General features: G+C 74.4%; 19 protein-coding genes. 8 read left to right on the forward strand and 11 right to left on the reverse strand.

Annotated elements, in window-relative coordinates:
* Nucleotides 1–65: 65 nt before the first annotated feature.
* The 4 genes from JK361_RS41010 to JK361_RS41015 all read right to left on the reverse strand — a co-directional run bounded on the left by JK361_RS41010 (nt 66) and on the right by JK361_RS41015 (nt 4556).
* Nucleotides 66–1268 carry a DUF5914 domain-containing protein gene (locus tag JK361_RS41010; protein WP_236052517.1) on the reverse strand — a complete coding sequence of 401 codons (1203 nt, stop codon included), beginning with the start codon at nt 1266–1268 and terminating at the stop codon, nt 66–68.
* Between the two features lie 377 nt (nt 1269–1645).
* Nucleotides 1646–2668 carry a phytoene/squalene synthase family protein gene (locus JK361_RS06900; RefSeq protein WP_201814753.1) on the reverse strand — a complete coding sequence of 341 codons (1023 nt, stop codon included), beginning with the start codon at nt 2666–2668 and terminating at the stop codon, nt 1646–1648.
* Complete coding sequence (gene crtI / locus JK361_RS06905; RefSeq protein WP_201814754.1) at nt 2665–4200, reverse strand: phytoene desaturase family protein; 1536 nt, start codon at nt 4198–4200, stop codon at nt 2665–2667. The genes JK361_RS06900 and crtI overlap by 4 nt, the downstream gene beginning before the upstream one ends.
* Nucleotides 4197–4556, reverse strand: a complete 360-nt coding sequence (locus JK361_RS41015; protein WP_236052695.1) for a hypothetical protein — start codon at nt 4554–4556, stop codon at nt 4197–4199. Before JK361_RS41015 ends, crtI begins: the two co-directional genes overlap by 4 nt.
* 292 nt (nt 4557–4848) lie before the next feature.
* Between JK361_RS41015 and JK361_RS06915 the strand changes: the two genes are divergently transcribed.
* The 3 genes from JK361_RS06915 to JK361_RS06925 all read left to right on the forward strand — a co-directional run bounded on the left by JK361_RS06915 (nt 4849) and on the right by JK361_RS06925 (nt 8540).
* Entirely contained in the window at nt 4849–6036 is a 1188-nt protein-coding gene (locus tag JK361_RS06915; protein ID WP_201814755.1) for a lycopene cyclase family protein, read from the forward strand.
* Between the two features lie 33 nt (nt 6037–6069).
* Nucleotides 6070–6786, forward strand: a complete 717-nt coding sequence (locus JK361_RS06920; RefSeq protein ID WP_201814756.1) for a class I SAM-dependent methyltransferase — start codon at nt 6070–6072, stop codon at nt 6784–6786.
* A 197-nt stretch (nt 6787–6983) separates the two neighbouring features.
* Nucleotides 6984–8540, forward strand: coding sequence for an FAD-dependent oxidoreductase (locus JK361_RS06925; RefSeq protein ID WP_201815015.1), 1557 nt, complete (start codon nt 6984–6986; stop codon nt 8538–8540).
* 397 nt (nt 8541–8937) lie between these two features.
* Here JK361_RS06925 and JK361_RS06930 read toward each other — a convergent pair whose 3' ends face one another.
* The 3 genes from JK361_RS06930 to JK361_RS06940 are packed head-to-tail and all read right to left on the reverse strand — an operon-like array spanning nt 8938 to nt 10285.
* On the reverse strand, nt 8938–9369 hold the full coding sequence (locus JK361_RS06930; protein ID WP_201814757.1) for a PRC-barrel domain-containing protein: 432 nt from the start codon (nt 9367–9369) through the stop codon (nt 8938–8940).
* On the reverse strand, nt 9366–10142 hold the full coding sequence (locus JK361_RS06935) for a PRC-barrel domain-containing protein (RefSeq protein WP_201814758.1): 777 nt from the start codon (nt 10140–10142) through the stop codon (nt 9366–9368). The genes JK361_RS06930 and JK361_RS06935 overlap by 4 nt, the downstream gene beginning before the upstream one ends.
* Nucleotides 10139–10285, reverse strand: a complete 147-nt coding sequence (locus tag JK361_RS06940) for a hypothetical protein (protein WP_201814759.1) — start codon at nt 10283–10285, stop codon at nt 10139–10141. The genes JK361_RS06935 and JK361_RS06940 overlap by 4 nt, the downstream gene beginning before the upstream one ends.
* Nucleotides 10286–10447: 162 nt before the next feature.
* Between JK361_RS06940 and JK361_RS06945 the strand changes: the two genes are divergently transcribed.
* The 4 genes from JK361_RS06945 to JK361_RS06960 all read left to right on the forward strand — a co-directional run bounded on the left by JK361_RS06945 (nt 10448) and on the right by JK361_RS06960 (nt 14208).
* A complete protein-coding gene (locus tag JK361_RS06945) occupies nt 10448–10936 on the forward strand; it encodes an SRPBCC family protein (protein WP_201814760.1) in 489 nt (162 codons plus the stop codon).
* A complete protein-coding gene (locus JK361_RS06950) occupies nt 10929–12548 on the forward strand; it encodes a phytoene desaturase family protein (RefSeq protein WP_201814761.1) in 1620 nt (539 codons plus the stop codon). The genes JK361_RS06945 and JK361_RS06950 overlap by 8 nt, the downstream gene beginning before the upstream one ends.
* Nucleotides 12549–12798: 250 nt before the next feature.
* A complete protein-coding gene (locus tag JK361_RS06955; protein ID WP_201814762.1) occupies nt 12799–13680 on the forward strand; it encodes an SDR family oxidoreductase in 882 nt (293 codons plus the stop codon).
* A gap of 51 nt (nt 13681–13731) precedes the next feature.
* Nucleotides 13732–14208 carry an MSMEG_6728 family protein gene (locus tag JK361_RS06960; protein ID WP_201814763.1) on the forward strand — a complete coding sequence of 159 codons (477 nt, stop codon included), beginning with the start codon at nt 13732–13734 and terminating at the stop codon, nt 14206–14208.
* A gap of 4 nt (nt 14209–14212) precedes the next feature.
* Here JK361_RS06960 and JK361_RS06965 read toward each other — a convergent pair whose 3' ends face one another.
* The 4 genes from JK361_RS06965 to JK361_RS06980 all read right to left on the reverse strand — a co-directional run bounded on the left by JK361_RS06965 (nt 14213) and on the right by JK361_RS06980 (nt 16993).
* A complete protein-coding gene (locus JK361_RS06965; protein WP_201814764.1) occupies nt 14213–14914 on the reverse strand; it encodes a hypothetical protein in 702 nt (233 codons plus the stop codon).
* A 199-nt stretch (nt 14915–15113) separates the two neighbouring features.
* Nucleotides 15114–15287: a hypothetical protein gene (locus JK361_RS06970; RefSeq protein ID WP_201814765.1), complete on the reverse strand. Its 174-nt coding sequence runs from the start codon at nt 15285–15287 to the stop codon at nt 15114–15116.
* Between the two features lie 37 nt (nt 15288–15324).
* Entirely contained in the window at nt 15325–15681 is a 357-nt protein-coding gene (locus tag JK361_RS06975; RefSeq protein WP_201814766.1) for a PRC-barrel domain-containing protein, read from the reverse strand.
* Between the two features lie 67 nt (nt 15682–15748).
* A complete protein-coding gene (locus tag JK361_RS06980; protein WP_201814767.1) occupies nt 15749–16993 on the reverse strand; it encodes a spore photoproduct lyase family protein in 1245 nt (414 codons plus the stop codon).
* A 297-nt stretch (nt 16994–17290) separates the two neighbouring features.
* Between JK361_RS06980 and JK361_RS06985 the strand changes: the two genes are divergently transcribed.
* On the forward strand, nt 17291–18484 hold the full coding sequence (locus JK361_RS06985) for a carboxylate-amine ligase (RefSeq protein ID WP_201814768.1): 1194 nt from the start codon (nt 17291–17293) through the stop codon (nt 18482–18484).
* Nucleotides 18485–18508: the final 24 nt, after the last annotated feature.

Below are 18508 nucleotides of genomic sequence, written 5' to 3' on the forward strand. Positions count from 1 at the left end.
CGCGCGGGGGGCCGTACCGACCGGTCGGGCGGGGCCGGGGTGGCGGGACCGGGGTGGCGGCCTGGTCAGCCGGGGAACCGGCCCGTGGAGCGAAGCTGCCAACGCCGTTCGGCGTAGGCGAGGTCGTCCCGCCACAGGCGCCCCGCGGCACGCCGTGCGAGTGGCCGCAGCAGAGGTGCGGCCCGGCGGGCGAAGACGAAGCCCGGCCGGTCGGAGGCGGCGATCACCGCTTCGATCACCGCGGTCCGCGGCCGGCCCAGCTCGTCCGGCCCGAGCGGCGTGGCGTGCGTCTCCACCACGGAACCCTCTCCCTCCCCCTCCACGATGCGCATCACGACCGTGCGCGGTTCGGGGGCGGTGAACACGGCGCGGACCGGCACGACAAGACGCCCCGCCACCTTGAAGGAGACGTCGACGGTGAAGGCGTCGTCCGTGCCGTACGCCGAGCCGCCGGGACAGCCCTCCGAGCCGCCGGGACCGTCCGCCGGGCTGTTCGTGCCGTCTGTCGAGCTGCCGGGGCCATCCGCCGGGGCGTTCGTGCCGTTTGCCGAGTTGCCGGGGCCGTCCGCCGGGCTGTTCGTGCCGTTTGCCGAGTTGCCGGGGCCGTCCGCCGGGCTGTTCGTGCCGTGCGCCGAGAGGCCGGACCCGTCGCCTTCCGAGCCGCCGGGCGGCCCGACCCCTGAAGCGCAGGGCGATCCGCCCCCCGAAGCGCAGGGCGATTCGCCGCCCGAGCGGCCGGGTGGTCCGACCTCCAGACCTTCGGGTGATCCGGCCACCCTGAGGTCCAAGAACGCGTACGGGTGGAACCACGCACCATGCCACGGGTCCAGGCGGTTGGCCACGATGTCCTCCACTTCGCACACCCCCGTGCCGACGTAGACGGCCGTGAGCGCCCGCGACCGCTCGGGCCGCCGCGGGACGACCGGCGTGTCCAGCGGCGCCTCACCGCCCACCTCGTCCAGCCGTACCCACAGCAGGACGCCGTCGTCGTGCACCGGCAGGGGAGCCCAGCCCGCGTACGGGGTGCCGTGCAGGGCGAGTCCGTGCCAGTGGCACACCAGGGCGCCGCAGCGTACGGGACTGTCCCGCAGCGGTGCGCCGAGGTGGGGGCAGACGCCTGGGCCGCCCACGGGACGCCCGTCGGCGCCGCGCCACACGACCACCTCCCGCCCCTGCACGGTCCGGGCCAGCGGGCGGTCGTCGCGCAGGTCGTCCGACGCACCGACGACGTACCAGTTGCCGGACGGGCGGGCCAGGGCCCGCTTCAACGCCCCGGCGATCACTGCCGGCCTGGCGTCGCGCCAGGTCGGTCGCTGACGCTCCCACGCGACCGGGCGCGGGCACAACGAGAGCGGAAGCCGGTGACGCCGCCGCTCGGGTGGGGCGGTGGTGGGTGGGGTGTGCCGCTCGGGTGGGGCGTGCCGCTTGGCTGGGTCGGTGTGTGGCGGGGCGTGCCGCTCCGGTGGAACGGTGCTTGGTCGGGTGTGCGCCTCGGCTGGGGCGGTGTTCGGTGGGGTATGCCGCTTGGCTGGGGCGGTGTTTGGTGGGGTGTGCGCCTCGGGTGGGGCGGTGTTGGGAGGGGCGGCGTTCGGTCGGTCGGGCGGGCCGGTGTTCGGTCGGTCGGGGCGGTCGGGCGGGGCGGCGTTCACACGACCTCCCGCTCGGCCGGTGCGTACGACCTGCCGTGGGCCGGGCCGGACGGCCGGGGCGGTGCCGCGGAGCGGCGGGAGCGACGCCCGGCGCGGAGCCGCACGGCCACCGCTCGCACCAGCCCGTCGGCGGCGACCGTCGCGCGGCGCCGGCGCGGGACCACCGCGCGGCGGTGCAGCACCGCGTAGCCGTCCTGGGCGACCGCGTCCAGGATGCCGCCGTACAGGACGCAGGCGGTGCGGATGCAGGGCCGCGACACCGGGTCCAGCATGCCGATGCCGGGCACGGCCGCCCGGTAGACACCGCGCGTCAGCGCCTCGAACTCGCGCAGCGCGGCGGTGATGCGGGGCTCGTCGCGGCCGGTGTCCCGGCTCCACCGCAGCAGTTCCCGGTCGACTCCGTGGCCCGCCAGCAGATCGGCGGGCAGATAGACGCGCCCGCGGTCCAGGTCTTCGCCCACGTCCCGCAGGAAGTTGCTGAGCTGGAAGGCCACGCCCAGCGCGGCCGCGTACGGTGCCGCCTCCTCGCGAGGTACGACCGTGCCCAGGACCGGGAGCATCTGGAGTCCGATCACCGCGGCCGAGCCGTGCATGTAACCGCGCAGGTCGGCGTAGGTGTCGTAGCCGGTCACGGTGAGGTCGGCCCGCATCGCGGACATGAAGTCACGGAACAGTTCGTGTCGGATGCCGTAGCGCCGTGCGGTGTCGGCGAGCGCGTACACCACCGGCTCGCGGCCGTGCCCGCCCCGCAGACCCTCCTCCAGGCTCCGCCCCAGTTCGGTCAGGGCCGCCGCACGGCACCCGGGGTCCGCGGCGGGACCGAGGGAGTCGACGATGTCGTCGGCCCAGCGGGCGAAACCGTACAGGGCGTGCACGGCGGGCCGGTGCTCGACCGGGAGCAGCCGGGTGGCGAGGAAGTACGTCCTGCCGTGCCGGGCGTTGAGGCTCCGGCAGTGGCGGTACGCCGCGCGCAACGCCGGGTCGCCGATCCCCGCCGCGTCCAGTTCGCGGTCCGTCATGCGCTGGTCTCCTTCATGTGTGCCGGCGCCGGCCGGGCGGATGGGGGGTCCGGCAGGCCGGTGATCCGGGCCGCGGCGAGCTTGCCGGACAGCAGCACGGTCGGTACGCCCACGCCCGGTGTGGTGCCGCAGCCGGCGAGGACGGCGTTCTCGGTGCCCCGCACCAGGTTGCGCGGCCGGAACGGACCGGTCTGGGCGAAGGTGTGAGCGGCCGAGAACGGCGTCCCCGCGGCGTGGCCCTCGGCCTGCCAGGTGGCGGGCGTGACGAGGCACTCCTCCTCGACGGCCGCCCCGATGCCGTCAAGGCCGCGCCGTTCCAGCTCCCGCAGCAGGGACTGCCGGTAGCCGGGGCCCAGCTCGCTCCACGCGGTGGCGTCCGGCCCGATGTCGGTGTTGGGGCAGGGCGCGAGGATGTAGTGCAGGTGGCGGCCGGGCGGAGCGAGTGAGGAGTCGGTGGTGGTGGGCCGGGTGATGAGCAGGGACGGATCGCTCATCAGCCGTCCGGTGCGCGTGAGTTCGGCGAACGTGGTGTGCCAGGCCGCCCCGAAGGAGAGGGTGTGGTGCGCGAGCTGCGGCCAGGTGCGGTCCGTGCCCGCGTGCAGCACGACGGCGGACGGTGAGTGCCGCAGGCGCAGCGGACGGCGGGGCCGGCGGCCGAGGAGCCGGTAGGCGGCGGGCAGGTCGGGGGTGAGGACGACGGCGTCGCAGGGGAGGCGGTCCTGGTCCGTGACGACGGCGGTGACGCGGTCGCCCGCGCGTTCCAGACGGGTCACCGTCTGCCCGTAGCGCAGGTCGGCGCCGGCGTCGGCGGCGGCGTCCGCCATCGCCCGGGGCAGGGCGTGCATGCCGCCGCGGGGGAAGAACACACCGGCGACGGTGTCCATGTAGGCGATGACGGCGTACGCGGCCAGGGCGCGCGCGGGCGGCACGCCGGCGTACAGGGCCTGGAAGGAGAAGACCCGGCGCAGCCGTTCGTCCCGGAGGAAGCGCCCGATCCGGGCGTCGAGCCGGCCGAAGCCGCCGAGCGCCGCCAGCCGGGCCAGGTCGGTGTTCAGCAGGTTCAGCGGGGAGTCGAAGTTGGCGTCGATGAAGCGGCGCATCTGCGCCCGGTGGAGCTTCGTCAGCCAGTCGCGCAGCCGCAGGTAGCCGGCCGCCTCACCGGGACCGGCGAAGCGCTCCACCTCCGCCGCCATCGCGTCGGCGTCGGTGTGCACGTCGAGCCTGCTGCCGTCCGCGAAGAAGGCCCGGTAGGCAGGGTGCAGGGGGATCAGCTCGACTCGCCGGTACAGGCTGTCGCCGACCGCCGCGAAGGCCTCCTCTGCGAGGTCGGGCATGGTCAGCACGGTGGGGCCGGTGTCGGCCGCGTAACCGCCCAGGTCGAGGCGTCCGGCCCGGCCGCCGGGCAGCGCGTTCCGCTCGACGACGGTGACGCGGCGGCCGGCGCCCAGCAGGTGCAGGGCGGCCGACAGCCCGGCGAGGCCGGCCCCGACGACCACGACGTGGTCGGTGCGTCCCGGCAGTCCGCGCCTCACCGGCCGGTCTCCCGCGCGCAGGAGGAGACCGGGGAGCCGGACGGAGCCGCGTCCGGCCCCGGAGCCGGGTGACCGTCGCCGGATGCCGACCCGTCCGCCGCGGAGGCGAGCAGCCGGCGCAACCGCCCTCCGGCCCCCTCCCCCGGGAGGAGGCCATCGTCGAGATGGCGCAGCCCCTGCGCCACCAGCCGGCCGATCCGTTCCTCGGCCGAGGCCCGGGCGCCCGTCCTGTCCAGGACCTCCCTGACCTGGTCGCCGCCCGGGCCCATCCGGACGGACGATCCCGACGGCGGGACCGTGCGCGCAGTGGGCGGCGGCGCGGACGCATGGTGTTCCTTCACCCGTGTGGGGGGCATCCCGGATCCTCTCCTCGTGGCCACCAAGCGGTTCCACCCGTCTTCGGCGCATACCTCCCGCACGGATGCGGCACGGGCCGAAGCGCGGGCCGTCTCCGGCGCGTGCGCCGGGCGCGAATGCGGCACGGGCCGGAGCGCGGCGAACCGTCTCTGCCCATGCCTCCCGCGTCCTCGGCCGGCCGTGACATACCTGTGAGGCATCCGGGTGACCCGCATCCGTCCGGGCCCACGGGCGGGAATACGCGCAGGGTGCGCAAGACGCACGTGGCCGCACAGCACGGAAGGAGCCGTCGTGTGCGAGACGGAGGTGGCCGTCGTGGGCGGAGGAGCCGCCGGACTGTCCCTGGCCCACCGCCTGGCCGGGCACGTTCCGGGGCTGCGGACGCCGTCCGTCGTCCTGGTGGACGCGCCACCGGGCCCCCTGCGGCCGCCGCGCCGCACCTGGTGCTTCTGGGAGCCGGGGCCCGGACGCTTCGACGCGGCGCTGACGGCCTGCTGGCAGCACCTGCGGGTACGGCCGCCCGAAGGCGATCCGATCGAAGGCGACCTCGCGCCACTGCGGTACAAGATGATCCGGTCCACCGACTTCGAGGACGTGGTCGGACACCACCTGGCGCACAGCCCCAACGTGCGGCGGGTGGAAGCCACCGTCGAGACCGTGGAGGACGTCGAGGGCGGAGCCCGGGTCCGGCTGCGCGACACCGACGGGAAGGCGCACGTGCTGAGCGCCCGCTGGGTGTTCGACTCCCGGCCGCTCGGCAGCCTGCCCGCCGCCCGCACCACACTGCTACAGCACTTCCACGGCTGGTTCGTCCGCACCGCGCGACCGGCCTTCGACCCCACGACCGTGGACCTGATGGACTTCCGCACCCCACAGCCCGCCGACGGGCTGTCGTTCGGTTACGTCCTGCCCATCGGACCGCGCGAGGCGCTCGTCGAGTACACGGAGTTCTCCTCCGGGGTCCTCACCGACAACGGATACCGGGCGGCCGTACGGCACTATGCTCACGACGTGCTGCGCCTCGGCGAGCCCCGCGTGCTCGCCACCGAGACCGGGGTCATCCCGATGACGGACGCCCCGATGCCGCGGCAGGTCGGAGCCTCCGTGTTCCGTATCGGCGCCGCCGGCGGTGCCACCCGCCCCGCCACCGGCTACACCTTCGCCGGCCTGCAACGCCAGACCCGTGCCGTGGCCGCCGCCCTGCGCCGGGGGGAGAAACCGGTGCCGCCCCCCGCCCACTCCGCCCGCTCCCGGGCCATGGACGCCGTGCTGCTGCGCGCTCTGGCCAGCGGCCGGATCGACGGTCCCGCCCTGTTCTGCGGGCTGTTCGGCCGGGTGCCGATGCCACGGCTGCTGCGGTTCCTGGACGGGCGCACCCGTCTGCACGAGGACCTTGCCGTCGGCCTGCGCACCCCCATCGGCCCGATGCTCCGCTCGGCGCTCGAACTGCCGGGCCTGCCCCGCCGCCCCTTCGACTGACGCCGCCCGACCCTGCCGCACCTGGAGACCTGCATGACCCTGTTGCGCGACGAGGAACTCACCGCCGCGTTCGACCACGCCGCCCGCGGCTACGACGCGCTGGTGGCCGTCAATCCCGGCTATCACGCGCATCTTCGGCGCTCGGTGCGCCGTCTCGGCCTGCCCGGACCCGGAGCGGGGCTGCGCGTGCTGGACCTCGGCTGCGGCACCGGCGCCTCGACGGCCGCGCTGTGCTCCGTCCTGCCGGCCGCGCGGATCACGGCCGTGGACGCCTCCGCCGGCATGCTGCGCAGGGCCGCCGCCAAGCCCTGGGCCGGCGAGGTGACCTTCGTGCGGGCGTCGGCGGAACGGCTGGCCGACGCCGGGGTGACCGGGCCGTTCGACGCGGTCTTCGCCGCCTATCTGCTGCGCAACGTCTCCGATCCCGACGGCGTCCTCGCGGCCGTGCGCGACCTGCTCGTGCCCGGCGGCCGGCTCGGCGTGCACGAGTTCACCCTCGGCGGCCGCCGCGCCGACCGCGCGGTGTGGACGCTGGTGTGCCGCGGGCTCGTACAGCCGGCGGCAGCCGTTCTCGGGGACGGCCGGCTGTACCGCCATCTGTGGCGCAGCGTCGTGGATTTCGACACCGCCGACCGCTTCGCGGCCCGTGTCCGCGCGGCCGGCTTCGCGCACGTCCGGACCCTGGCCCTGCCGGGCTGGCAGACGGGCATCACCCACACGTTCATCGCCCGCCGCCCGGGGACCGCGTGATGACCGGGGACCACGCGCCGCCCCGGGAATGTGTGATGCCCGGGGACCGCGCGATGACCGCAGACCACGCGCCGCCCGGGGACCGTGCGACGCCCGGGGACCGCGCGATGACTGGAGACCACGCGCCGCCCGAAGACCGTGCGATGACCGGGGACCACGCGCCGCCCGAAGTCCGTGCGATGGCCGGAGACCGGGCGATGGTCGGAGCCGAGCGCCCGAAGGCCGCCCGGCGCGGCCGGGACCGGCGGGCCCGGGCGCTCCCGGCGCCGCCCGGGAAACCACGTGTCGACGGTGCCCGCCCCACCACCGCCGTGGTCGGCGGCGGCATCGCCGGTCTCGCCGCCGCCACGGCGCTCGCCGAACGCGGGGTGGGCGTGACGCTGTACGAGCGGCAGGCGGACCTCGGCGGGCGGGCCGGCGGACTGCCGACCACCCTCCGGGACGGCACCCCGGTCACCATGAGCCGCGGCTTCCACGCCTTCTTCCGCCAGTACTACAACCTGCGCGGACTGCTCCGCCGCACGGACCCCGGACTGCGGCGGCTGACCGGCCTGCCCGACTACCCCCTGCTGCACGCGAGCGGCATGCGCGACAGCTTCCGCCACGTCCCGCGCACCCCGCCGTGGAGCGCGCTCGGCTTCGCCGCGCTGAGCCCCTCCTTCACCCTGCGGGACCTGCGCGCCATGGACCCGGTCGCGGCACTGCCGCTCCTCGACGTCCGCGTCCCCGGCATCTACGACCGGCTCGACCGCACCAGCGCCCACGACTTCCTGGACGCCGTCCGCTTCCCCGACAAGGCCCGCCACCTCGCGTTCGAGGTGTTCTCGCGCAGCTTCTTCGCCGACCCCCGGCAGCTCTCGGCGGCCGAGATGGCGCTGATGTTCCACATCTACTTCCTCGGCTCCGCCGAGGGCCTGCTGTTCGACGTCCCCCGCGCGCCCTTCCCCACCGCCCTGTGGCACCCACTGGCCGACTACCTGCGGCGGCACGGTGCCGAAGTGCGCACGTCCAGCACCGTGGAACGCGTCACCCCGGCGCGGGGCGGTGGCTACCGGGTCACCACCGACCGGGACGAGCGGCACCACGACAGCGTCGTGCTCGCCCTGGACACCGCGGGCCTGCGCCGTGTCGTCGCCGGCTCGGGCCGACTGGGCGACGCCCCGTGGCGCGAGCGGATCGCACGCCTGCGCAACGCCCCTCCGTTCCTGGTGACCCGGCTCTGGCTGGACCGGCCCGTGGCGCCCGGCCGGCCGGGCTTCCTGGGCACCGCCGGCTTCGCGACCCTGGACAACATCAGCGTGCTGGAGCGCTTTGAGGACGAGGCCGCCCACTGGGCGGGGCGGACCGGCGGGTCCGTGGTCGAGCTGCACGCCTACGCCGTACCCGCGGGCGCCGCCCGGGACGTCGAGGAGAAGCGCCTGGTCGAACAGATGTACCGCGTCTATCCCGAGACGCGCGGGGCCGCCGTCGTGGACGCCCGCCACCAATGGCGCGACGACTGCCCGCTGTTCCCGGTGGGCGGCTACCGCGACCGGCCGACCGTGCGCACCCCCGACCCGAATCTGATGGTCGCAGGCGACCTGGTCCGCACCGACCTGCCCGTGGCGCTGATGGAACGTGCCGCGACGACCGGCTTCCTGGCCGCCAACGCCCTGCTGGAGCGCTGGGGACTGCGGGGGGTGACGCTCTGGACGGTTCCTCGGCGGGGTCGCTGGGCCGTGCTGCGGGCCTTGGCCGGCCGGGCCCCGCGTTGACTTCCGCCCCGGGAGACAGGGCCGGCTCCGCGCCGCGGGCGGGATTCACCCGGACGGCTCCGCGTACGGGGACGTTCGCCGGGCAGCCGCCGTTCTACGGAGTCCGCTCCTCTCCTCCCGGGCTCCGGGCGGTGGGTGCCGCGGCCGATACCCGAGCAGGCCACGGCACCCACCTCGTCCCCCACCCGGCACCAGCCCCGCGCACGGCATCCGCCTCGGCCTCCGCTTGAACTCAGGCCGCGCGTACGGCATCCGCCTCGCCTTCGGGCCGGGTTCGGCCGCGCATACGGTATCCGCCTCGGCCTCCGGCGGGGACCAGCCCCGCGCACGGCATCCGCCTCGGCCTCCGGCCGGGTTCGGCCGTGCGTACGGCATCCGCCCCGTCTTCCGGCCGGGTTCAGCCGCGCTCGCCACGGACCACCACGGCGTAGGAACCGAGGCCGATGAGATGGTCCCCGGCGATGTCCCCGAGCGCCGTGTACAGGGTGAGCACCCGGCCCGATCCGGGGTCGAAACCGACGTCCTTGACGGTGCCGTGCTCGACGCCGTACTCGGTCAGGACCCGGCTCCCGACGGCTTCGCGGTGCTCCGGCACGTCACCCGGGCCGGACTCGGCGGCGACCCGCGAGCGCACGATCACGGCGTCGTGGCCCACCGCCTCCACCGCACTCCAGTCGATCACCGCGCGCCCCTTCCGCGCTCCCGCCAGGCGCAGGCAGGCGATGCTCCTGGTCCGCGCGTCGATGGTCAGACCGTCCACCGTGCCCAGGGTCGCCGCCTCCTCGGCGGTGATCACGGGCAGCCCCCGGGTCTGCGTGAAGAGCATCATGCGTGGCCTCCTTCGCCGCCCGGCGGGGTCTTGCCCGGCACGCTCTCGCCCGGCACGGCCTCGTGCGGGGAGGTCCTGCCGCCCACGGGCGTGTCACCGCCCACCGGGGTGCCGCCGTTCACGAGGGCGCCGCCGTTCATGGGGGGATTGCCCTTCACGGAAGGATCGCCGGCCAAGGAGGTGCCGCCGGTCACCGGGGTGTCCGCCTGCAGCCGGCGGACGCCCGTCCGGAAGGCCTCGACCTGGGCACCGAAGCTGGGCAGGTCCTCGGCGACGAAGTGGCGTGCCTGCGCCGGGACCACCAAAGCCTCACCGGAGACGGCCAGCGTCTGTCCGCGGGGGATGAACACCATGCGCCGTCGGGCATCGAGGTCGTCGTTCGCGGCGATCTCGAAGCCGAGGACGTCTCCACGGGGCCCGGCCTCGACGACCACATCGCGCACGGTGCCGATCCCGGTGCCCTGGTCCGTGATCACCGGCGCCCCGATCACGGAGCCGCGCCCCGCGGTGCCGGAGCCCAGGACCACCTCCCGGTCGTCGAGGACGGCCGGACTCGGAATCATCACGGCGGCAGGCCCCAGCGCGTGCACCGCCGAGAAGGGCAGACTCCGCCGCAGCGGACCCGCGAGCAGTCCGCGGCCACTGAGGGTGAAGCCGGTGATCCGGCCCGCCGCGGCGTCGAAGACCGTGTCCTTGACCCGCGCCACCGCGTCACCGCCGAGGGTCACGACCTCCCGCCCCGTCAGGTCCGAGGCGAGCATCAGGGTGATCACCGCGGACCTCCCCGGCCGGACCGGCGGCCTTCGCGCACCGCGATCACCGTACCGGCACGGCGCTTGGCCTGGACCGAAAGCGTCGCCGCGGCGCCCAGTCCGATCACCGCGACCAGTAACACCAGCCAGCCCCACCACGCCATCGCAGCCCTCCTCCATGGCCCTGCCCGCCTCGTACCGGCGTTCCCTGTCCTCCGGTTGCCCGCAGGCCCGCCGGGACACGCCTGAGGAGCCCGGACGGTTGGGGCGCCATCGCCCTGGGCACCCGGTGACATCCGTGCACGGTCCACGAACCGGAGGCGCAGATGGCAGTCCGTCATCGGGTGATCAAGGCCGACCCCGCCGCGGTGTGGGACGTACTCGCGGACGGCCACCGCTATGCCGACTGGGTGGTCGGCACCGGTGTCTCCCGGCCGAAGCACGGCCACTGGCCGCGGCGGGACGCGGCCATCGAGTACGAGATCAGGCTGGGCCCGTTCCGGCTCGGCAACCAGACCGTCGTCCGGCACTGCCGGGAAGGAACCCTCCTGGAACTGGAGATCATGGCGGGCTTCCTGGGCACGGCGCGCTTCTCGATCGAACTGCGGGAGTGGGGCCAGCACTGTCTGGTCATCGTGGACGAGCACCCGCTTCAGGGGGCCGGAGGCGCACTGCACAACACCGGTGTCGAGGCGCTGATCCAGATGCGCCACCGCTCCATGCTCGCCCGGCTCGCCCGGTGCTGCGAGGACGGCGCCGGGCGCCGGGAGCCGTCCGCAGGGCAGGCGCCCGCCGAGGGGACCGGCCATGCCTGACGCCGTGGTGATCGGGGCGGGGCCCAACGGCCTGGTGGCCGCCAACCTGCTCGCGGACGCCGGGTGGAGCGTCCAGGTGCTGGAGGAGCAGCCCGAGCCGGGCGGCGCGGTCCGGCACGACCGGGGAGTCCATCCCGACTTCGTCAACGACCTGTTCAGCTCCTTCTACCCGCTGGCCGCGGCGTCCCCGATCCTGTCCGCGCTCCGCCTGGAGGACCACGGGCTGCGCTGGAGCCACGCGCCGCACGTGCTCGCGCATCCGCTGAGCGACGGCCGGTGCGCCGTACTGGACCGGCGGATCGACACGACGGCCACGGCCGTCGAGGCGTTCGCACCCGGCGACGGAGCGGCCTGGCGGCGCCTGTTCGAGCTGTGGCAGACCCTGCGCCCGGATCTGCTGAACGCGCTCTTCACCCCTTTCCCGCCGGTCAAGGCGTCCGCGCGGCTGCTGTGGACCCTGCGGGCGGCGGGAGGCCTGCGCGTCGCCCGGTCGCTCGCCCTGCCGGTGCGCCGGATGGGGGAGGAGGAGTTCCGCGGCGAGGGCGGCGCGCTGCTCCTCGCCGGCAACGCCCTGCACGCCGATCTCGCCCCCGAATCGGCGGGCAGCGGCGGCTTCGGCTGGCTGATGTCGATGCTGGGACAGACCTACGGCTTCCCCGTGCCGGTCGGCGGGTCCGGCGCCCTGACCGAGGCGCTGACCCGGCGGCTGCACAGCCGCGGCGGAGAGGTCCGCTGCGGGGAACGGGTGCGGCGGATCACCATCCGGGGCAGCCGCGCCGTGGGGGTGCGCACCGGCGCCGGCGAGGCGGTGCCCGCACGCAGAGCCGTACTCGCCGACGTGGCCGTGCCCGTCCTGTACCGGGACCTCGTGGGACCCGAGTACCTGCCCGCACAGCTGCTGGAGGACCTGCGGCGCTTCCAGTGGGACTTCGCCACCTTCAAGGTGGATTGGGCGCTCGACGGCCCGGTGCCGTGGCAGGCCGAGCAGGCCCGCCGGGCCGGAACCGTGCACCTGGCCGACGGCATGGACGAACTCACCCGCTTCGCGGCACAGATCGCCATGCACCAGGTGCCCGACCGGCCCTTCGCCCTCTTCGGGCAGATGACCCTGGCGGATCCTTCGCGTTCGCCCGCGGGCACCGAGTCCGCCTGGGCGTACACCCACGTACCGCGCGACATCCGGGCGGACGCCGGCGAGGACGGGATCACCCGGGACTGGACGCCGGCGGACCAGGAGCGCATGGCGGACCGGGTGGAACGGCAGGTGGAGCGCTTCGCCCCGGGATTCCGCTCCCTCGTCCGCGCCCGGCGCGTGCTCGCGCCGCCCACCCTCCAGGCACTCGACGCCAACCTCGCGGACGGCGCCATCAACGGCGGCACGGCCGCGCTCCACCAGCAGCTCGTCTTCCGTCCCGTACCCGGCACCGGACGTCCGGAGACCCCCGTCGCCGGGCTCTACCTGGCCTCCGCCGGAGCCCATCCCGGTGGTGGGGTGCACGGCGCCCCGGGCGCAAACGCCGCACGGGCCGCGCTGCGCGCCCACCGGCCACCCGGTCTCGTGGCCGCCCAGCGCCTCCTCGCCCGCCGGGACCGCACCGGACGCGAACGCTGAACCGCGCGCGGCCGACGGTGCATCCGGTCACCCCACGGAACGGGAAGCGAAGGAGACGGCGGGAGGCGAAGCCCGCGAGGCGAAGCGCAGGACACGACGGGAAGCACGGCACAGACGGCATCCGGCCACAGCATCCAGGGAGTGCCTATGAACGAGTACCTCCGGGCACCCCGACCACACGGCGCGTCCCCCGGCCGCCGGGGACTGACCCGCGCCGCCGGGACAGGAACGAGAGAGAAGGGCGAAGCCCGTGCGAAACAGTCCTCTGACGAACCGGACTGTCGTGGTGACGGGTGCCGCACGTGGTCTGGGAGCCGCCCTCGCATGCGAAGTCGCCCGGCGGGGAGCGCGCGTCGCGCTCCTGGGGCACGAGGGGAAGCTGCTGGCGGAGCAGGCCGCACGGCTGCCGACGCGGGCGCTGGCCATCGAGCTGGACGTGACCGACCTGCCGGCCCTGGAGCAGGCCGCCCACGAGGTGAGGCACCGTCTCGGCGTCCCGTCCGTCGTGATCGCCAACGCCGGCGTCGCCGAGGGAGGCCCGTTCGACGCCACGGATCCGGCCGACTGGCGGCGGGTCATCGACGTCAACCTCACCGGCAGTGCCCAGACCGCACGGGCCTTCCTGCCCGACCTGCGGGCCACGGCCGGCTACCACCTCCAGATAGCCTCCCTCGCCTCGCTGGGCGCCGCGCCGCTGATGAGCGCCTACTGCGCCTCAAAGGCGGGCGTGGAAGCCTTCGCGCACGCGCTGCGCGCCGAGCTGGCCGGTCACGGCGTCGCCGTCGGCATCGCCTACCTGAACTGGACCGACACCGACATGGTGCGCGACGCCGACCGCCATGTCGTGCTGCGCGAACTCCGCGGTCACATGCCGCTACCGGCCCGCCGGGTGTACGACGCGGAGGAGGTCGCCGCCCGGATCGTGCGCGGCCTGGAACGCCGGCGCACAGCCGTGTACGCGCCGCCGTGGCTGCGGCTGGTGCAGCCGGTGCGTGCCGTCCTGCCGCCGCTGGTGCTGCGGCTGTCCCGGCGGACGCTGCCGCGCCTGGAGGCCGAGAACTCACTGACACCGACCGGACTGCTCGGCGCGGGCGGCGACGCCGACCACGCGGCGACGCGGCACGCCCGCTGAGCCGGTGGACGACACGAGCCCGCACCCCGCACCTACATCAGGACGGCCCCCATGCAGACCTTCCTCCCCGACTCCGACTTCCGGCGCTCCGCCCTGCTCCTGGACCGTCGCCGCCTGGGCAAACAGCGGGTCGAGGCGCTCCAGGTCCTGCGCGGCCTGACCGTCCCCGGATACGGGTGGCGCAGGCACCCGGCCGTGCGCATGTGGAGCGGATACGAGGAGGCCCTGGTCCGGTACGGACTGGAGATCTGCCGGGTGTGGCGGGAGCAGGGCCATCAGGACAGCTGCGCCGCGTCACTGGTCGCCGGATACGCCGCCGACCGCCCGGGCGCTCCCGTCCACGACCAGTCCGCCCTCGCCGCCGCGGGCGAACTGCCACCGTGGCTCGGTGACGAGGCCTTCCACCGCAGCCACCGGTCCGCGCTCGTCCGCAAGGACCGGGAAACCTACGCGCACCTGTTCCCCGGTGTCCCCGACGATCTGCCCTACGTGTGGCCGTCCTCCGACCGCGAAGGGGCCGCCGCGTGAGCGGTCAGGGCGTGAACTCCTCCTCCAGGCTGTCGATCGCCCCGTCGGCCCCGAGGTGGTACTTGAAGACCAGCCCGCTGTCCGGGTGCGCGTCGAGCCAGTCGAGGAACTCCTGCACGCCGATGCGCTGGTTCTCGCTGCTCTCCACGATGGGGTTGGTGGCGGTGACATAGGCCGCCTGGTCCAGCGGGATGTACGTCTCCTTGCCCACGGTCTCGAACGGCGCGCCGTCGGAGTCCGCGGGAGCGCAGCCCCATTGGCCGTGCTTCACGATGAGACTCAGGGATCCGCCCTCCGTGGTGTAGCGGTAGACCGCCACCTCGTCGGGGGAGATGGGCATCTTGTGGTCGCATCCGGTGCCGCCGTCCGCGGCGCCGGGGGCGGAGGGCTTGGCCGGCTTGGCCGGTGCCGCTGCCGTGGGGGTGGCCGTGGGGGCAGCGGAGACCGAGGCTCCGCCGCTCGCGGAGCCGGTCGTGGGGGTGGGGCCGTCGGCGGGCTCGGCCCCGGCAGTCGGGGAACCGGTCGCCGTGCCACTGCCGCCCGGCTGCGCCGTCGCGGTGTGCCCGCTGGTGGGTGACGCGGTGGAGGTCCCGTCCCCGCCGCATGCCGTAAGCGTCAGTGCCAGCACGGCGGCGGAGGCGCTCAGCACGGTCGCGCGGAGAACGGTGCCGGGTCTGTGGCGGTCGGACTTCCTGGGCGTTGCCATGACGGATCCTGTCTGCTGCGTGGGAATGGGCTGTGACTGTCGCAGTCACAAACGATTGCCGGCCAATCGGCGGTTGCACCGGACACGGGCCGTTGCCCGCTCGTGACACAAGACGGCGCCCCGGCGCCCGCACCGGCGCCCGTCCCGCCCGCGCCTCACGCTGGGGCCGTAGGGGCGGCCACGAGGACGTCCGCTCCCGTCAACGGCCGATGCGGTGCTTCCTCCCGCCCCGGCGGAACCGCACCGCGGCGTAGACGAGATCGATGAGCAGCACGACGGCGCCGATGACCAGCAGATAGAACAGGCCGTGGGCGGCGAAGCCGATGATGCCCAGGACGAGGGCCACGAGGATCAGCAGTAGGAACAGGACCATCGGATCTCTCCCGGTCTTCCCGGCGGCTTTCGGCGGGTCAGCGGCGGGCCAGGCGCCGCTCGCCGCCGGCACCCGGTGTGTAGGGCAGCTCGTAGTGGGCGAAGACACCCGGTTCCTCGGCGGCGGTCAGTTCACCGTCGGTCTCGATCGACGGTGCCTTCTTGACCCGGTCCTTGCCGTGGGTGACCTTCAGATAGCCCGGACCGACCGTCGCGCCGGCGAGCGGCACGAACGCCAGGCGGCGACGGGTGGGCAGACCCACGGTCACCGTGGCGAAGGAGGGCTCGTCGGTGCCTGTGTCCACGTAGACCGACTCCAGAACGCCGATCTTGTGACCGCTCGGGTCGACAACGTCATGACCCCGCCATTCGCGGATGTCGGATGCCTCGAACATCGGAACCTCCTGTCCAGGGGGGTACCCACTGGCGGGGCGGAGATGTTCGCCCGTGGTGCCGAAGCCCTCAGAAGGCGTACCGGATGCGCAGCCACGGCGCATGGGCCGCCACCAGGCCGCGCACCGCGCCCACGGCCTCGGCCTTGACCCGGTTGGTGTAGCGCACGTTCAGCGCCCCGTTCTGCGAGCGTTTGCCCTGCTGGAGGGCGGGCTGCCAGAGCACCTCCTCGGCGCGGGGATGCCAGCCCATGTTGACCTGGTGCAGCTCACGGTTGTGGGTGAGCATGATGACTTCGGCGGCCGCCTGCCGTTTCACCCGGTCGGGCAGCACGTCGTCGAGGTGCTGGAGCAGCTCTGTCCACGCATCCTCCCAGCCAGGCCGCAGGACCACGGGGGAGAGGTTGAAATGGACTTCGTAGCCCGCGTCCAGGAAGTCCGCCGCCGCGGCGATCCGGTCGCCCACCGGTGACGTTCGGACGTCCAGCAGCCGCGCGTCCGCCGTGGGCATAAGCGAGAACCGGATGCGCGTCCGGCCCCGCGGGTCCAGGGCCAGCAGGTCGGGATTGACGAACTTGGTGGCGAACGACGCCTTCGCCGTGGGCCACCGGCCGAAGGCGCGCACGAGGTCTGCGGTGTTGTCGCACACCAGCGCGTCCACCGAGCAGTCGCCGTTCTCCCCGATGTCGTAGACCCAGGCCGACGCGTCGCACTGGTTGGGTTCCCGTTTGGGGCCCAGGCGCGCGATGTGGCGGGCCAGGTGGGCGATGATGCCGTCGATGTTGGTGAAGACGGTGATGGGGTTGGCGTATCCCTTGCGGCGCGGCACGTAGCAGTACGCGCAGGCCATGGCGCAGCCGTTGGAGGTGCCGGGGGCGATCCAGTCGGCGGAGCGGCCGTTGGGCCGCGTGGTCAGCGTCTTCTTCTCGCCAAGGACCAGCGTCTCCCCCTTCACACGCACCCAGCGCTCGACGTTGCCCTCGTTGCCGTGCAGCCCCGGGATGCGCCAGTGGGAGTCCACCTCGATCAACTCGGCGTCCGGGAAGCGGGCGAGGATCTGCCGGCCGCGCGGGGAGCGGGCGGCGGACGGTTCCGCGTAGACGGTCCGCACGGGCAGGAGACGGCGGGCCGCGGGGGAGTCCCGGAAGGCGGCGCGGCCGTCCGGCGCGTGCTCCGGGGCCCGGCCGCCGTGCTCGCCCGCGCCCCGGCCGCCGTGCTCGCTCCGGTCCGCTCCCGGTGCCGCGGCGGCGTCGAGCGCGTCGAGACCGAACAGGGTGCCGGGGCCGTCGTCGGGGCCGGCGGAGGGGTACTCCATGCGTGCTCCGCTCGGAAAATCGGGGTGGCGGCCTCACTCCACTGTAGGCATCGGCCGCACGTGCGCGGCTTCGCGCCCCGGGCCGGCGGGTGTGGGAGCGGGGGCTGACGCCCTCGGGGGGGCCGGCCGAAAATGTGCGCACATGCCGCTCATATGAGATCATGGTACCTCTGTTGAGCGAGCCTGCTTAGCGCTGGTCCAGAGGGGAAGTCGGAGATGCGTCGCCCACCGCCCGCTGCGTCGGGGGCGGTTCCCAGGGCGAGGCAGCCGGCCTCCGTCCGCCACCCTAGGAGTGTCGTGACCGTGCGCATCGGAGTGGAAGAGGAATTCCACCTTGTCGAGCTGGAGACGGGCCTGCTCGTGCCCCGGGCCGACACCGTGCTGGAGAGGCTCTGCGGACCGACCTTCACGACCGAACTGCAACAGGCGACCGTGGAGTCGAACAGCGGTGTCCACACCTCTCTCGGTGACCTCTACGACGACATCGTCGGCACCAGGCACCGGCTGGACGCCGCGGCGTCCGCGCACGGGCTGGCCGCGGTCGCCGCCGGGACGGTGCCGCTGGCCAGCACCGCGGACATCCATCCCACGGGCGGCCGGCGCTACCGCCGCATGGTCGACGAGTACCGCATGGTCGCCGACGAGCAGCTGATCTGCGGAACCCACGTCCACGTCGACGCCCCGGACCGCGATCTGGCCGTCCGCATGATGTGCGAGGTGTCACCCTGGCTGCACGTGCTGCTGGCCCTGTCCGCGAGTTCGCCGTTCTGGCTGGGCGCCGACACCGGGTACGCCAGCTGGCGGACGATGCTGTGGCAGCGCTGGCCGACCGCGGGACCGGTCGGATGCTTCGCGGACGCGGCCGGGTACGACGCGGCCGTGCAGGACCTCATCGACTCGGGCGTCATCAGTGACGCGGGGATGATCTACTACGACATACGGCCCTCCGCCCACCAGCAGACGCTCGAACTGCGCATCTGCGACGCCTGCCCCCGCGCGGAGACGGTCGTTCTCGTCGCGGGCCTCTTCCGGGCCCTTGCCACCGAAGCCCGGGACCGCCTGGCGGGGACGCGAACCCCTGCCTGCGAGGGCCGGCACGAATGGCTGCGCGCCGCGTCCTGGCGGGCCGCACGGTCCGGCCTCGAAGGAAACCTGATCGACCCGTGCACCCGCCACGAGGCGCCCGCGCCGCGGGTCGTCCGCGCCCTGCTCGAGCGGGTGCGCCCGGCGCTGGAGGCCGCCGGGGACTGGCAGACGGTCCGGGACCTCGCGGAACGGGCGCTCAAGGACGGCAGCGCCGCCCATCGCATGCGCCGCACGGCCGCCGCCGAGGACCTGCTGGCCTGCACCGATCTGGCGATCGCGGAAACCCGCGGCGACGCCGCCCGCCGCCACCGGACAGCCACCGGCCTCCCCGGGAACGCCAACTCCCTGGAGCGGACCGCCCAGGACGCCGCCGGTTCCCGCCCGGCGAAGATCGCCGGCCACTGACACACACGGCGCACGACGACGTCC

This window comes from Streptomyces musisoli (assembly GCF_016741855.1).
GTDB lineage: Bacteria > Actinomycetota > Actinomycetes > Streptomycetales > Streptomycetaceae > Streptomyces > Streptomyces musisoli.